General features: G+C 61.0%; 15 protein-coding genes and 1 pseudogene. 6 read left to right on the top strand and 10 right to left on the bottom strand.

Annotated elements, in window-relative coordinates; translation table 11 throughout:
* Positions 1 to 23: 23 nt before the first annotated feature.
* A complete protein-coding gene (locus NMA58_RS12015; protein WP_434710181.1) occupies positions 24 to 899 on the top strand; it encodes a bifunctional helix-turn-helix transcriptional regulator/GNAT family N-acetyltransferase in 876 nt (291 codons plus the stop codon).
* A gap of 121 nt (positions 900 to 1020) precedes the next feature.
* Here NMA58_RS12015 and NMA58_RS12010 read toward each other — a convergent pair.
* Positions 1021 to 1676: pseudogene (locus NMA58_RS12010) on the bottom strand (O-methyltransferase).
* A gap of 91 nt (positions 1677 to 1767) precedes the next feature.
* Between NMA58_RS12010 and NMA58_RS12005 the strand changes: the two are divergent.
* Positions 1768 to 2418 carry a TetR family transcriptional regulator gene (locus tag NMA58_RS12005; protein WP_434710179.1) on the top strand — a complete coding sequence of 217 codons (651 nt, stop codon included), beginning with the start codon at positions 1768 to 1770 and terminating at the stop codon, positions 2416 to 2418.
* Positions 2419 to 2424: 6 nt separating this feature from the next.
* On the opposite strand, the gene NMA58_RS12000 is transcribed toward NMA58_RS12005, so the two are convergent.
* Positions 2425 to 3373, bottom strand: a protein-coding gene (locus NMA58_RS12000; protein WP_434710177.1) for an IS630-like element ISRel6 family transposase whose coding sequence is annotated in 2 segments (ribosomal slippage) — positions 2425 to 3036 and positions 3038 to 3373 — 948 coding nt in all. Because the reading frame shifts where the segments join, the coding sequence is not laid out codon by codon here.
* Between the two features lie 201 nt (positions 3374 to 3574).
* On the bottom strand, positions 3575 to 3778 hold the full coding sequence (locus tag NMA58_RS11995) for a hypothetical protein (RefSeq protein WP_430960798.1): 204 nt from the start codon (positions 3776 to 3778) through the stop codon (positions 3575 to 3577).
* A gap of 378 nt (positions 3779 to 4156) precedes the next feature.
* Here NMA58_RS11995 and NMA58_RS11990 point away from each other — a divergent pair, with 378 nt between their 5' ends.
* The gene (locus NMA58_RS11990) at positions 4157 to 5602 is read left to right on the top strand and encodes a DUF5939 domain-containing protein (protein WP_430960799.1); all 1446 of its coding nucleotides are present in this window, start codon (positions 4157 to 4159) and stop codon (positions 5600 to 5602) included.
* A gap of 207 nt (positions 5603 to 5809) precedes the next feature.
* Here NMA58_RS11990 and NMA58_RS11985 read toward each other — a convergent pair whose 3' ends face one another.
* A complete protein-coding gene (locus NMA58_RS11985) occupies positions 5810 to 6451 on the bottom strand; it encodes a dihydrofolate reductase family protein (protein ID WP_430960800.1) in 642 nt (213 codons plus the stop codon).
* An 89-nt stretch (positions 6452 to 6540) separates the two neighbouring features.
* On the opposite strand from NMA58_RS11985, the gene NMA58_RS11980 reads away from it, so the two are divergent.
* A complete protein-coding gene (locus NMA58_RS11980) occupies positions 6541 to 7062 on the top strand; it encodes a winged helix-turn-helix transcriptional regulator (RefSeq protein ID WP_183705912.1) in 522 nt (173 codons plus the stop codon).
* A gap of 572 nt (positions 7063 to 7634) precedes the next feature.
* Here the strand turns inward: NMA58_RS11980 and NMA58_RS11975 are convergent.
* On the bottom strand, positions 7635 to 8126 hold the full coding sequence (locus tag NMA58_RS11975) for a BA14K family protein (RefSeq protein ID WP_434710174.1): 492 nt from the start codon (positions 8124 to 8126) through the stop codon (positions 7635 to 7637).
* Between the two features lie 201 nt (positions 8127 to 8327).
* Here NMA58_RS11975 and NMA58_RS11970 point away from each other — a divergent pair, with 201 nt between their 5' ends.
* Positions 8328 to 9287, top strand: coding sequence for a hypothetical protein (locus NMA58_RS11970; RefSeq protein ID WP_434710172.1), 960 nt, complete (start codon positions 8328 to 8330; stop codon positions 9285 to 9287).
* Between the two features lie 140 nt (positions 9288 to 9427).
* Here NMA58_RS11970 and NMA58_RS11965 read toward each other — a convergent pair whose 3' ends face one another.
* The 3 genes from NMA58_RS11965 to NMA58_RS11955 form a co-directional block, all read right to left on the bottom strand.
* Positions 9428 to 9643, bottom strand: coding sequence for a hypothetical protein (locus NMA58_RS11965; protein ID WP_085778548.1), 216 nt, complete (start codon positions 9641 to 9643; stop codon positions 9428 to 9430).
* A gap of 144 nt (positions 9644 to 9787) precedes the next feature.
* Positions 9788 to 10009 carry a hypothetical protein gene (locus NMA58_RS11960; RefSeq protein WP_434713413.1) on the bottom strand — a complete coding sequence of 74 codons (222 nt, stop codon included), beginning with the start codon at positions 10007 to 10009 and terminating at the stop codon, positions 9788 to 9790.
* 104 nt (positions 10010 to 10113) lie between these two features.
* The gene (locus tag NMA58_RS11955) at positions 10114 to 10950 is read right to left on the bottom strand and encodes an alpha/beta fold hydrolase (RefSeq protein ID WP_097600046.1); all 837 of its coding nucleotides are present in this window, start codon (positions 10948 to 10950) and stop codon (positions 10114 to 10116) included.
* Between the two features lie 547 nt (positions 10951 to 11497).
* Here NMA58_RS11955 and NMA58_RS11950 point away from each other — a divergent pair.
* Positions 11498 to 12454: a S1C family serine protease gene (locus NMA58_RS11950; protein ID WP_434710170.1), complete on the top strand. Its 957-nt coding sequence runs from the start codon at positions 11498 to 11500 to the stop codon at positions 12452 to 12454.
* A 167-nt stretch (positions 12455 to 12621) separates the two neighbouring features.
* On the opposite strand, the gene dusA is transcribed toward NMA58_RS11950, so the two are convergent.
* Together dusA and NMA58_RS11940 are read right to left on the bottom strand one after the other, a co-directional pair.
* Entirely contained in the window at positions 12622 to 13623 is a 1002-nt protein-coding gene (gene dusA, locus NMA58_RS11945; protein ID WP_434710168.1) for a tRNA dihydrouridine(20/20a) synthase DusA, read from the bottom strand.
* Between the two features lie 184 nt (positions 13624 to 13807).
* Positions 13808 to 14020, bottom strand: coding sequence for a cold-shock protein (locus tag NMA58_RS11940; protein ID WP_003540801.1), 213 nt, complete (start codon positions 14018 to 14020; stop codon positions 13808 to 13810).
* Positions 14021 to 14681: the final 661 nt, after the last annotated feature.

Raw genomic sequence — 14681 nt, 5'->3', positions numbered from 1 at the left:
TTATCTGACCTAAGTCAGATAATATGGTTGCCGATCCTGTCGCCCGCGTCCTCCGCTTCAACCGCGCCGTCACCTCCGAAGTCGGCGCTCTGGATACGTCTTTCCTTGGGCGCGGTCGTCCGCTCGGTGCTGCTCGTGTCCTCAATTCGATCGGTCGTGGCCAATCGGATGTTGCGGCGATCCGCGATTATCTCGGTCTTGACTCGGGTCTGATGAGTCGTCTGCTGCGCGCTCTGGAGGAGGAGGGGCTGATCGAGACCATCCCGAACGATCGGGATGCGCGTCGCCGCATCACCAGGTTGACCAGCACCGGCGAGTGCGAGTTTCAGGCTTATGAAGCACTTTCCAATGCCCAGGCCGAAGCGTTTCTGGCGCGTCATCGCCGCCCGGACGAACTCCTGCGCGCCATGGATATCGTCGCCTGCTCCCTTGGACGCGACCGGATCGTGCTGGAGGAGAAAGATCCTCGGCACGACGACGCCCGCTATTGCCTGAACGAATATTTTGGCGAACTCGCACGCCGTTTCGACAACGGTTTCGACGTGTCGCTTTCCCGCGATCCTGACGCCAAGGACATGATCCGCCCGCGCGGCGCGTTCCTGGTCGCGATGTCCGACGGATTGCCGATCGGCTGTGTCGGGTTGAAGGGTAGCGGCGGCGAGGTGGCGGAGATCAAGAGGCTCTGGGTCGCCCCGGCCGCGCGCGGCCTCGGGATGGCAAAACGGCTTATGTCGGCTGCCGAGACGATCGCCCGCGAGTTGTCCATCCGGCTCCTGCGTCTGGATACCAACAGCGCGCTTCCCGAGGCGCAGCAGCTCTATCGCGGCATCGGCTGGACCGAGATCGAGCGGTTCAATGACGATCCATATCCGGATACGTTCTTCGAAAAGCGTCTTTGAGCGCGACCGGCTTTGTCCGGAAGTGGCTGCGATGGTGCTGTGCGATGCTTGTGCGCGGCCTCACCGTTGGTGCCATTGCGAACATCCAAGGGTGAGGGCGCGGAGCCGGTTGCGAATATCCTCAGGCGCGCATCGACAGCTCGATGTCCTCTTCGAACGGGACCGACAGATAGCCAGCTGCGGCGGAGCGAACGCGGGCGAGATATTCGGGGCTGAGGTCGGCATTGTCGGCGACGATGAGGGCGCCGCGGGTCTCAGGCGGTCTTCCACCAGCTCCAGGATGTCACGATAGAGGCCCTTGGCGCCGTCGAGAAACAGGAGGTCGATGGTATCAGGAAGATCTGTGCCGAGGGTGTGGAGGGCATCTCCCTCACGGATTTCGACAAGGTCGATGAGGCCGCCGGCCGTCAAGTTTTCGCGCGCCCGCCTCAGCTTCGAGGGTTCGAACTCGCTGGTGATCAGCCGGCCGCCGCCATTGTCGCGCAGTGCTGCAGCAAGATGGAGGGTCGAGATGCCGAAGGATGTGCCGAACTCGATGATCGTTTGAGCACGGCAGCTGCGCGCCAGCATGTAGAGCAGCGTGCCGGCCTCGCGCGAGACAGGAAGCCAGAGATCCTTCAGTCGCCCGTAAAGGTCGAGATATTCCGTCTTGCTGCTGATCAGGCGCATCCGCTCCTCGCTGGAAAGCTCGGATATGGCGGGGCTCGTCGCCGCGGCGGCTTCTTCGAACAGGCGGTCGAGGAGAGGCGCGAGTGGCGCGGTGGTCAGTGTCGTCATCGGAGGGCTCCTTGGAATGATGAGGGTCTTGCGCTGGGTGAAAAATACGAATAATCCCTCGCATTTTCTAATCGCATTGCGGAGAGCCGCCATGAGCGACCGGCCAAGTACCCGGATTTCTTCACGAAAGCAGCCTAAGCAGGCCCGCTCGACGGAGCTCGTGGCGGCGATCCTCGATGCTGCTGCTCAGGTTTTGGCGCGTGAGGGAGCCCATCGCTTCACCACGGCGAGGGTAGCGGAGAGGGCGGGCGTCAGTATCGGTTCGCTCTACCAATATTTCCCCAACAAGGCGGCAATCCTCTTCCGGCTGCAGAGCGACGAATGGCGGCAGACGAACGGCATGCTCGCCGATATTCTTGCCGATGCACAACGACCGCCGTTCGAACGGCTGCGCAGCCTTGTTCACGCCTTTCTTCGCTCCGAGTGTGAGGAGGCGGCGATGCGAGTGGCGCTTCACGACGCAGCGCCGCTTTATCGCGATGCGCCGGAGGCGCAGGCGGTGAGGGCGTCGGGAGACCGCATCATCGGGCTGTTCATGCAGGAGGTGCTGCCATCGGTCCCGGAGGCAAGCCGGGAACTGGCCGGTGACCTGATCGTCACGACGCTCGCCACGGTGGGCAAGCAATTCTCGGAGGCTCCCCGAAGCTTGAGCGAGATCGAAACCTACGCCGAAGCCATGGCCGACATGTTCGCAGCGTATCTTGAAGAGCTCGAATCCGGCCGGGACGCGGTGAATTCCTAGAGCCTTTCATGTTTTGACGGAAGCATAGCCCGCATTTGAGAAGTAGTTGGCGCATTCCTCTGGCTTGATGGTGTCGGCGAGTAAGCCCAGATGGCGCCAGGTTTCCTCGATGGTTCGCTTTTGGGCCTGGCGCATCCAGTGCTTGATCTTGGCGAAGGCTTGTTCGATCGGATTAAGGTCGGGGGAATATTTTGGCAGGAACCAGAGCCTGGCGCCGACGGCCCTGATGGCGTCGCGGATGGCTTTGGCTTTGTGAGAGCCGAGATTATCGAGGATGACGATGTCGCCAGGTTTGAGGGTCGGGATCAACTGCTGGCGGACATAGGCGTGAAAGCATTCGCCATTGATGGGACCGTCAAAGACGCAGGGCGCAGTGAGCTTGTCGCAGCGTAGGGCGCCGAGGAAGGTCAGGGTGCGCCAGCGGCCATGCGGGGCAAAGCCGCGCAATCTTTTGCCCCTCGGCCCCCACCCGCGTAACGGCGCCATGTTGGTGCGGATCCAGGTCTCGTCGATAAAGACGAGCCGCTTCGGATCGAAGCGGTCTTGCCAGGCTTTCCAGCGGGCTCTGCGCCGGGCAATGTCGGCGCGGCCCTGCTCAAGGGCGAACAGCGTTTTTTTTAAAGCTCAAGCCCTCGCGGCGCATGAACTGCCAGATGGCATTGTGGGAGACGCTCACGCCACGGGCGGCCAACTCATCCTTCAGCCGATGTAGCGTCAGATGCGATGTCTGCTCGATCTGCTCGACGATGAAGGCGCGGTGCGGCTCCAGCACACGTCGGCGATGGCCGCCCATCTTGCCCGGTGACACACTGCCGGTGGCCCGATAACGCTGTGACCACTTCACCACGGATGAGACAGCTATGTCGAACCGCTCCGCCACCACCCGGCAGCTCTGACCGTCCACAACCGCTGCAACGACTCGCTCGCGAAGATCATTCGAATAGGGTCGCGTCATGGATGCTGGCCTCCATTCCAGCATCCATCATGAATCACAAATCTGCTGATTTGGGAATCCAGAACCGATTCCGATAAGCAATGAGCCGCTCTAACAAACGACCGCAACACGGCAAATGAGAGGCTTTCTGCGAGCCGGTCACGGATTATCGCAGCCCCTGTCACGGCGCAGGGGCAGCCCTGATGGACCGATTTCGGGTTCCTATTGGTGATCCAACTGCTTCGACAGTTCGGCAAAAAGCCGGTCGCGAGCCGTGTTCATCTGCACGAGATCGACGGCAACGGTGATGGCGCGGCGTCCTTCGAGGCTGTCGATGTCGAGCTTTTTCTCGCAGCACCATTGCCGAACGGCATCGGTGACGATGGTTATTTGGCTGTCGTCGAGTGAAATAAGCGACAAGAGCATCTTCGTACCCTGTATAAAGCGGCAAGAGCACGACGGTCTCTCAAGCGGTCGTGCCGATGATCCGATGGGCCGATGACACGTACTCTACGCTCATTCTGCAGCAATGCCACAGCTATTTGGAGACGCTTAGTTGACGACCGCTCGAGAACAGCACTGCTGAGCGTTATGGTCCGCTGAGGCAGTCCGGATGTCGCAGATAGTAAATGCCGGGATAGGGGATCGAGCGGGAAAGCTTCTGAAAACCCTGGCGCCGCCTTTCCGGGCTAATCCGCAAGACTTCTGCTCGGCCAGGCTCCGTTTGACCCGCACGGACGAGCGTCTGCTATAATCGCGGCGATTCCCGGTCGCATGGCCCGGCCGAACTTTGTGAGGCGTCAGATGACTGGCGTTCAGGAACGGCTCCTTGAGAGCAAGATGACCGAGATCCAGCAGGCCCGGTCCTGGAGCCCGCGAGGCCTCGCCAAATTCGAAAACCTGATCCGCAGCGGTGACGATCTGTCCCTCTACCGCGTCAACCCGCTGGCTTTCGCGCACGACGTCGCCATTTCGGAGGCGGAAAGCATCGATCTCTTTCTCTATGCGACGCGCAGCGGTTTGTTCGAGATGAGCTGGGACGTCGTATGTCCCCAATCTGGAATGGTGCTCGATAGTTTCGGCGCCTTGAGAACGCTGAAGACTCACTATGTCTGCGGCCTGTGCGACGTCTCCGGCGAAACCGACCTCGACGATTTCATCGAGGTCACCTTCACAGTGTCGCCGCAGCTGCGCCGGCTGTCTTTTCACGATCCCGGCTCGCTCTCGGTCGAGGATTTTCACTGGAAGGCACGGTTTCTCAGCGATGCGCGGCTGCCCGGTCAGCAGGTCCGCTTCCTCGACGTCCTGAAAGGGCTGGTGCGCGGCCTTTCCTTCCTGACGCCGGGTTCAGTTACGACGATCAGGGCTGAACTCGGCCCAGGTGCGCTCGCTGGCATCAATGTGGAGACCCAGGCGAGCTTTGCGCTGCCGGTGGCAGGCCAGCCCGTTACGGCGCCGGCACTCCTCAGAATCGGGTACGACGGTCGGCATTTTTGCCCTTCGTCCTCAGCGGTTCGGCCCGGCCCGGCCATCGTCGAAGTCGAGAACTCGGCTGCCGCGCGCGGCTCACTGCTTCTCATCAACTGGCCGCCCGAGATCCTGGCGCAGACCACCAAGCCTGTTCTCGATTTCGATCCTTACATGTCAGGCGGGATGCTGCTTGCGCGCCAGACTTTTCGGAGGCTGTTTCGCTCCGAATGCGTTGATGAAAGGGAGGGCCTCGGCATCCGTCAGGTGACGCTTCTCTTCACCGATCTCAAGGGTTCGACCGCGATGTACGAGCGGCTCGGCGATCTCAATGCCTATGCACTGGTGCGCGAGCATTTCGCCCTGCTCGGCGCCACGGTGCAGGAGCATTCGGGCGCGATCGTCAAGACGATCGGCGACGCGGTGATGGCGGCCTTCTCCCGCCCGAGCGACGCCATCTCGGCTGCTCTGCATATGCTTGAAGAAATTGAGCGCTTCAACGGCGAGCATGGCGATCCCAGCATCATCCTGAAGATCGGCGCCCATTGCGGTCCGTCGATCGCCGTGACCTTGAACGACAACCTCGATTATTTCGGGCAGACCGTCAATGTCGCGGCACGGGTGCAATCATTGGCCGAGGCCGGCGAGATCTGTCTATCCGAAGCCCTGTTTTCGGCGCCTGACGTCAGCCGGCTGCTCTCCGGACACAGGGTGGTCGCCTTCGAGGCTCCGCTTCGGGGCGTCGAAGGGATGGCATGCGTCTACCGGGTGATGCCGGCCTAATCCCAGGTCCGTTGATTTATAAAAGTCGTCATGAAGATGGACGACCGCGAGGTGCATGTGGAGATGCCCATAAAAAAGCACGGGCAAAATGTGACGGGATCGGCGCGAGGCGAGACGGCGATGGCAGACGCCTGGTTCTGACGCCGGAAGAAATATTCTTCCGGCGATGCTCACGCTGGAGATCGCCGGACTGAACCGGCGGTTCGGTTATTTCGCCAGTACGACATGCGTGGCTTTTTCGCTGGCGGCATGCTCGACGACGCGGAAGCCCAGAGCAGGAAGGTCGATGCCTGCAAACATCGCTTCGCCCTTGCCGAGCACGACGGGCGAGACGGCGAAATGCAGCTCGTCGATCAGACCAGCCTGCAGATATTGGCGGACGGTCGCCACCCCGCCGCCGATCTTCACATCCTTATCGCCGGCCGACGCCTTCGCCTGGTCGAGTGCCTCATGAATGCCGCCGGTGACGAAATGGAAGGTGGTGCCTCCCTCCATGACAAGCGGTTCGCGTGGATAATGGGTGAGGATATAGGTCGGCGCGTGGTAAGGCGGGTTCGGACCCCACCAGCCTTTCCATGCATCGTCGGGCCATTCGCCGCGGATCGGGCCGAACATGTTGCGCCCGAGAATGAAGGCGCCAAAATTGGCCATGGCGCGGGATGCGTAATCCTCGTCGATGCCGGATGAACCGTCGTCCTTACCCATCATCGCGCGGAACGTGCGCGTGTGGAAGAACCATTGAAACATTTCCGGCCCGCGCTTTCCGAGCGGATCATTCAGGCTTTGCTCCGGCCCGGCGCCGAAACCATCCACGGAAACGGAAAACCCCGCGACGCGCACCTTAGACATGCTTTCCTCCATCTGATTGCGATTTGAAACTAGTTGTTATCTCGCACGAGTGATCCTATAATGCAACTGGTTTCTGCAGGAGATGCTTCGTGGATATAGAATCGCGGTCCGGCTGTCCGATCAACCTGACGATGGAGGTGCTCGGCGACCGATGGAGTCTGATTATTATCCGCGACATCATGTTCGGCAACCGCCGGCATTTCCGCGATCTGCTCAATCATTCGGAGGAGGGGATCGCCTCCAATATCCTGGCTGCCCGGCTGAAGCGGCTGCTCTCGCTCGGCTTCATCAGCAAGCGGGACGATCCGAGCCACAGCCAGAAAGCAATCTACAGCCTGACGGAACCGGCAATCCAGCTCGTTCCCCTGTTCGCCATGATCGGCGCTTGGGGCAGGCGTCACCTGCCGGTGAGCGAGGACCTCAGCATTCGCGCCGAGTTGCTGGAAGAGGGCGGACAGCCGCTCTGGGACGAATTCATGGAGGATCTTCGGCGGATCCACATCGTCGATCCGATCGGCGGGGCAAACGGGACGGTGACTTCGCCGGTGCTGGCGAAGCTGACGGCGGCATTTCTGGAGGTGCGGGAGAAGATGGCGGCTGAGGTGGCGTGATTTAGGCGAAGGGTGGTGGTGGAAGGTGTGCGTTGCGACTAACTAATCTTGTCGCTTTGATCATTGACTCGTGGGGCTGGGGTTAGGATCGTTTTCAACCTTCCAATAGGATTTTCCTGTTATTGCTTACGTTTTCGTAAGTCCATTTCAATCCCCATCGGCATTCCTGCCTGTTATAGTCGCTCCCAATCCGCTCTTTCAGATTGACTTGCAACGCCTGGCCGTCGATTTCACCGGTGATCGAACCTGTCCTTCCTTATCGCTTGATACAAGTTCGAATTCTCCGGCTCGGCCGTCTGGACAGTCGATCCCCTCGATAAATTCGCTCACCGGTCTCCAGCTTCCATCGATTTGTTTCCCCGCGCGTTTCCGAGGTGGGCGATGCTTACGGCCTTGCTGGGAAATTCAACAGTGCGGTGTCTCCTGATGTCATAGGTCACCTTGCAAATGCGGCCGCTCGGAAGGTTCGATCCCGGCTAGACAGCACGACGGAGAGCCGCTGGGAAGCATTTACGTACCAACAAAAAGCCCCGCACGTAGATGCGGGGCCTTTGCAGTACTGACGACTGAACTTACCGGCACTGACGGCGCGGGCCGTAGTTCGGCTGGTAGGTGTTGTCGTAGGCTCGGTAGGACCGGTAGCGGGCGTAGCAATATTCAGCATGCGAGCTGTAGCCACGTGAACTGTAGGCGCCCGGCTGCGACGCGATGATGCCGCCGATCAGGGCGCCAGCCGCCAAGCCGCCAATGATAGCGCCGGTGTTGTCGTGGTGGTGGTGCCAGCGGTGGTCATAACGGCGATCCCAGCCGTAGCGGTCGTCTCGATAATAGTCGCGATCTCGGTGGTAATGGCGTCGCGGATACCACCTGCGGCCATTGCTGAACTGGCCAGGGCAGTTCGTGAAGTTATTGCAGCCGACCGCGATGATCCGAGCATCGCCGCCCCCGGTCTCCGGCAGCACCGCCTGTTGTACCGAGCTCGGCACAAAGACTGGGCCTGCAGATGCGGGCATTCCTGAGAATGCCGTCGCAATCGACAGGGCAATGATGGCGAATCTTTTCATGTTACTCACCTTAGGTAAACCGATGTATCAGGGATAACGTTGCGGGAGGGATTTGGTTTCATTTTGGGATGGATTCACCTTCCGTGGCTGAATATTCAGGGAAAAGTTCAAATTGAAAGAAGATGTCCAATTAGATCTTTACGGGGAAGCTCGATGATCTCGACGTAGCGGCGTTGCGGCGCCGGGGTAGGAAGGATCATTATGCAGCTCTCCAGAATTTTTGGCGTTCTCTGTCTCTCCACCAATTTGGCGCTCGCGCCCCTCAACACCATCTTTCCAGATCTCTCGCCAGCTTTCGCCAAGGGCGGCAACGGCGGCGGTGGCGGTGGTGGTAACGGCGGCGGCGGTGGCGGTGGTGGAAGCGGCGGCGGTGGCAGCCATGGCGGCGGCAGTGGAAGCAGCGGCAGCCATGGCGGCGCCGGCAGCAAGAGCAGCGGCGGAAAGGATAGCGCCAGCTCCAGCGGCAAGACGACCGGCAGCCGCAGCGCGAAGAGCTCGGGGAAGTCGGTCGAGGCCGGGAAGACGAAATCGACCAAGCAGACCGTCAGCACGAAAGGCGCGGCCAAGAAGACGACTATCGCCGCAGCGCCTGCGACTAGGCCCGCGAAGAAGCCCGCGGCGGAACTCGCGGGACTGAATTCGCTGAGGCGCAATTACCACGCGCTGATGAATACCGCGGACCCAAAGATGGCAGCGATCGCGGCGTACGCTACCGCTTACGCTCAGTATGAGCTGGCCAACGGGGTTGCCCCGCCGGCGGACGATCCTGTTCTCGGCGACGCCGCTCTGACGACAGCACTGGCTTCGGCGACCAAGACGGGCACGCTCAGCCCCGAAGCTTTGGCCTGGGCTAAGGACACGCTCGGCATCGGCACGGCTATCGGCACGATCGACCAGATGAGAGACGCGTTGGCGGCTGCGGCGCCGGTCGCGGAAGAACCAATGGAGGAGACCCCGACGACGGAGACTCCGGCAACCGAGACTCCGACTGGCGAAACCGCCGAGGGCAGCGAGACGACACATCCTAGCGCAACCGCGGAAACGCCGGAAGCCGAGATGGGCAGCACGGAAGAAGTATCGGGAACGACCGAATCGGCGCCGGCTGTAGATTCAACCGAAACCTCGGCCACAGCAACGAGTACCGAGGCGACTGGCCTCTAAATCACCGGAAATGGCTAGCGTATCGGTTCGAAATCGGAATAGATTTCCGGGCCGATACATGGACCAAATTGTTAGCGCGCTTTTGTGCGTCTGAAACGAGGATCACGGGCAGGGTGTCGTGAGGAAACTGACGCGTGCCGTCAGACTCGCTTCCCGCCGGCAAGCAGTCGAAGCTGGTCTTCATCATGCACACCTTGCCGATAAAGCTCGATAATCAGGGCTCCGAGACGATCGGCTTCTCCGCCTGCTCTGTCGATATCGAGCCCGCTACACAGGGCTTCATGCACGCGCCTGCAAATATCGAGATCTGCGGAGGCGAGTGGTTCGTCACGCGTGCTGAAAAGCTTGTCTGACATCGCAATCAGCCCTTTTGGGATGCCGTGAATCGCTATTGTGCAAAAAGATAATTTCGCAGCCCTTGCTTCGCAAGATGGGCGAACGTCCGAAATCTGCACAATATTGGAGCCGCGGCAAGACGCGGCGCCGGGGTGGAGCTAAGATCAATCGGCGCCTCGGCCGGACGGAATAGGCGGGGCAGAAGATCTCTCTTTGGCCGCGGGATCCTTACCGCCCTGCTGCGACAGGCGCAGCTCTTTCAGGCGTTTGGTCTTTTCCCGGCGAGCCCGCTGCTCCGCCTCGATGGTTTCCTTTGCGGCACGCTCGGTATTTTCGAAACGGTCCTGCCGGTAAGCCTTTGATGAGGGTTCACGTTCTCTTTTCATGGCCGCTAAACGCAAATCGACGAAAACGGTTTCATGATAAAACCGTTTTGCCAAAAAGCGGCGCGGCCGCCGGGCGCATCATCAGCACCCGGCGACACGTCGGATCAGCCTTTGATAAAGGCGAGGATGTCGGGATTTATGATATCGGCATGGGTCGTGCACATGCCGTGCGGAAATTTCTCATAGACCTTGAGCGTCGCATTCTGCAAGAGCTTGGATGAAAGCAGCGCGGAGTCGGCGATTGGCACGATCTGGTCGTCGTCGCCATGCATGACGAGGCTCGGCACGGTGATGATCTTCAGGTCTTCGGTAAAGTCGGTTTCCGAGAAGGCCTTGATACCGTCGTAATGCGCCTTGGCGCCGCCGATCATGCCCTGGCGCCACCAATTGTTGATGACCGGTTCCGACACTTTCGCACCCGGTCGGTTGAAGCTGTAGAACGGGCCGGCGGGAAGGTCATGATAGAATTGAGCGCGGTTGGCCGCGAGCTGCCTGCGCAGGTCGTCGAAGACTTCGATCGGCAGACCGCCCGGATTGGCTTCAGTTTTCACCATGATCGGCGGTACGGCGCCGATAATGACGAGCTTGGCGACCCGGCCCTGAGGCTGGCCGTGGCGGGCCACATAGTGGGTCGCTTCGCCGCCGCCGGTGGAATGGCCGACATGGACGGTATTCCTGAGATCGAGATGCTCGACGACGGCTGCGGCATCGGCAGCGTAATGGTCCATGTCGTGGCCGTCGGCCACTTGGGTGGAGCGGCCGTGGCCACGCCGATCATGGGCGACGACGCGGTAACCCTTGTCGAGGAAGAAGAGCATCTGGGCGTCCCAGTCGTCGGAGCACAGCGGCCAGCCGTGATGGAACATGATCGGCTGGGCGCTCTTCGGCCCCCAATCCTTGTAGAAAATCTCGACGCCGTCCTTCGTTGTGACTGTGTTCATCTCATGGCTCCTTGTGGGTCGGATTGACTAAACAGGCTGCTGCAGGCGGGATTGGCGGCGCCAAGAGCGCCGTGACGCCGATGACGGGGTAGCAAAGTCGCGCCTGGGTATGGGAATCGACAGTATGATGATGTGCTTATTGAATGCCTCGTTCTACTTTATTGATATGACAGAAGTTTGCATGATCAGTTGCCAGGACGCTCAGTGCCCTGTTAACCGGCGACGGCGACGCAATTGGGCGGTCTTTGCCCGACTGCTTCGCGCTGCGACATTCCTTGATTACGGTAGCTCGGCAGCGCAGTGAAGGCGGCCGAGCTAATAGGCAATGTCCGCAATGAGCCACTTTATTCCGGTTCGTGCAATCTATACGTTCGGCTAGGTGTGTTTCGCCTTCGATCATGTTGTTCCGGATGCAGCGCGCTGGCGCTCACTTGAACGGGGATCGACTCCCAACCATCTAATCCTCACAACAACGCCATAGCGACGATCGCAACTGCGATTGTTTTGCCGGCGGCGGGACGGCCGTCTGCCGCCTGAGGATCAGAACATGGGTTACATGGATAAGGATATAGTGCCCCAGAATGACGGGGCGCTGATCGATGCCTATTCGCAATCGATCGCAGCGGCAGTCGACACGGTCGGCCCGGCGGTCAGCCGGATCGAGCGGGTGGGTGGCCGGCAGGGGCACGGGTCGGGCTTTGCCGTCTCGCCCGACGGCCTGATCATTACCAACAGCCATGTCGTCGACGACGCCAAGGTGGTTCGCATCACGACGCCTGACGGATTCGTCACCGAAGGCCGGGTGCTCGGCCGCGATATCGACACCGATATCGCTCTCATTCGCGCCAATGCCAGCACAGGGGCCTGGGCGAGGCTCGGCAATTCCCAGCGGCTGCGCAGGGGCCATATCGCGATCGCGATCGGCAATCCGCTGGGCTTCGAATGGACCGTCACTGCCGGAATCGTCTCCGCGCTCGGCCGATCGATGCGGGCGGCCAGCGGCCGGCTGATGGAGGATGTCATCCAGACCGATGCCGCGCTCAATCCCGGCAATTCCGGCGGGCCGCTGGTGTCTTCCGGTGGCGAGGTTATCGGCGTTAATACCGCCGTCATCCAGGGCGCACAGAGCATCGCCTTTGCCGTGGCATCGAACACCGCCAACTTTGTGGTGTCGGAGCTTCTCCGCTATGGCCAAGTCAGGCGCGCCTTCATAGGCATAGCAGGCGACACGATCGTGTTGCCGCGCCGGGTTGCGCTCGCGGCGGGTACGGTTCAAACGACATCCGTCCGCGTCCGCAGGGTCGAACCGGAGGGGCCGGCTGCAAAAGGCGGGCTGCAGGAGGGCGATTACATTCTCGCCATCGACGGTAACCCGGTCGGCGGCGTCGACGATATCGTCAGACTGATGGATGGCAGCAGGATCGGCAAGGAGACGGAAATCCTGGTGTTTTCGGTGTCCGGCCGGATCGAGAAGAAGATGTTGCTGCCGATGGCGCGGTCATAACCATTGGCTGGTTTCATAGCACGGTGAGCGCACGGATCGGCATTGCAGCTATCTCCACGCCCGCAGACCAGCCTGTCGGGGCTGCCTATGGAGATGGCGCTGATGCGAGCGCCTACGGATCGCGCAACCACCCAAGCAGGCCGCTGCGACAAAGGTATAACGCTGCGTCAGGCGCTGACCGCCTCCGGCTCCGTCCCGGAAAAATCCACTGCCGCGAAGGCCGCCGCCAGTACCTCCGGCCCGGCACCGTTTTTTGCCGCGTCGGTGGAGAGCATCTGACGGTAGCGCCGCGCCCCGGGCAGGCCGGTGAACAGGCCGACCATGTGGCGGGCCACGTGCTGCAGCCGGCCGCCGCCGGCGATATGGCGTTCGGCATAGGCCATCATCCGGTCGCACAGGGTCTGCCAGTCGGGTTCGGCTGCCGGCGCGCCGAAGAAGCGCTGGTCGACGTCGGCGAGGATCGCCGCGTTCTGGTAGGCCGCCCGGCCGAGCATGACGCCGTCGACATGGGCAAGGTGCTCGGCGGCTTCGTCGAGCGTGCGGATGCCGCCGTTGATGCCGATGAACACATCGGGCCAGCGCTGTTTCATCCGGTAGACGATTTCGTAGTCGAGCGGCGGGATCTCGCGGTTCTCCTTCGGGCTCAGGCCCTTGAGCCAGGCCTTGCGCGCATGGATCCAGATCGCGTCGGCGCCTGCATCGAGAACGCGGGTGATGAGTTCCGGCAGCGCCTCTTCCGGCTCCTGCTCGTCGACGCCGATCCGGCATTTCACCGTCACGGGCGCGGTCGCGACCGCCTTCATTGCCGCAACGCATTCGGCCACCGTCTCCGGCGTCAGCATCAGGCAGGCGCCGAAGGTGCCCGATTGCACGCGGTCGGACGGACAGCCGACATTGAGGTTGATCTCGTCATAGTCATAGGGTTCGGCGATTTTCACCGCCTCGGCGAGTTTGGCCGGATCCGATCCGCCAAGCTGCAGCGCCAGCGGATGTTCCGCGGCGTCGTGGCCGAGCAACCGCTCGCGCGGGCCATGGATGATCGCGTCGGCCACCACCATCTCGGTATAGAGCAGCGCCTCCCGGCTGATCTGGCGGTGGAAGTAGCGGCAATGCCGATCCGTCCAGTCGATCATCGGGGCGACCGCAAATATCGGCCTCTTGTCAGTCATCGACGGTCCATTGTTCCTTGTAGCCGCGGCGCCTCAATGTGGGCGCCCTGCAACGCCGCTCGGGCGAGGGCATCTTTAAGGGCGCATATAACACCTGGCATTGCGATCGACAAATCCAAGCGTGGCAAACAAAAACGGCGCTCCCTTCAGAGCGCCGTTCCTGCCGCCGAAGCGATAATCTAGCTTACGAAGCCGAGATGTTGACAGCCTTCGGGCCCTTGCCCATGCGGTCCGGCTCGGTGTCGAAGGTGACCTGCTGGCCTTCGCGCAGTGACTGGATGCCAGAAGCCTGCAGCGCGGAGATGTGGACGAAAACGTCCTTTGCGCCGCCGTCCGGCGTGATGAAACCAAAACCCTTGTCCTGGTTGAAGAATTTTACGGTGCCTTTGGTGGCCATTGGGATAGTCCTTTTCCCTTAGTCTGTGTTTATCCGCGCCCCCGAGAGGAAGCGGACGGCTTTAGCTTTCGTCCCGATTGGGGTTGGGGACGAAGGGTCAGTCGGAGAAGTCACGTACGGGGAAAGAACGTCTACGCAGGCGGGGATTCCCGCGCCCCCTTCCGGAAGGGAAGGGATTACCACATCAGTCCAGTCACCGGCATGCTAATGCCCGAGTGAGTGAATTCGTGCCAGCATTTCGGGCAAAAAGCAAGCGGCATTATTGTGGCATGACCTTCATAATGACAGGAAATCCCGAAGATTCAGATACTTGACAAAAAGTTAGCGCATCCTTGCGCCAATGTGCCAGATCGGGATTCCGTGCCGAAACGGGATGAGGGGCGCTTCGGTGGCCGGGCATGGATTTGCGAAGCGGCGATCGGAGCGGCAGGCCACATCGATCAGCCCTCATCGTGAAGAGAATCGCAGAGCCTGCCTCTGGTGTTCCTGGTACCGTCTTTGCTTCACACTCTCCCTAAGGTGCGGAGCCCGCGGGGCGAAGTCTCGAAGGACGGGGGCGGCCACCGGCGCCATTGCCTTGATTCTGCATAGGGGCTTTGTGGAATGCAGGTAAGGGAGTTGCGCGCCCGCCCTCGTGGTTCGAGACGGCCCCTTGGGCCTC

It is taken from the genome of Rhizobium sp. YTUHZ045 (assembly GCF_051124255.1).
GTDB lineage: Bacteria > Pseudomonadota > Alphaproteobacteria > Rhizobiales > Rhizobiaceae > Rhizobium.
Note: the sequence above shows the minus strand (reverse complement) of the source record. Positions and strands in the feature narration are given on the sequence as shown.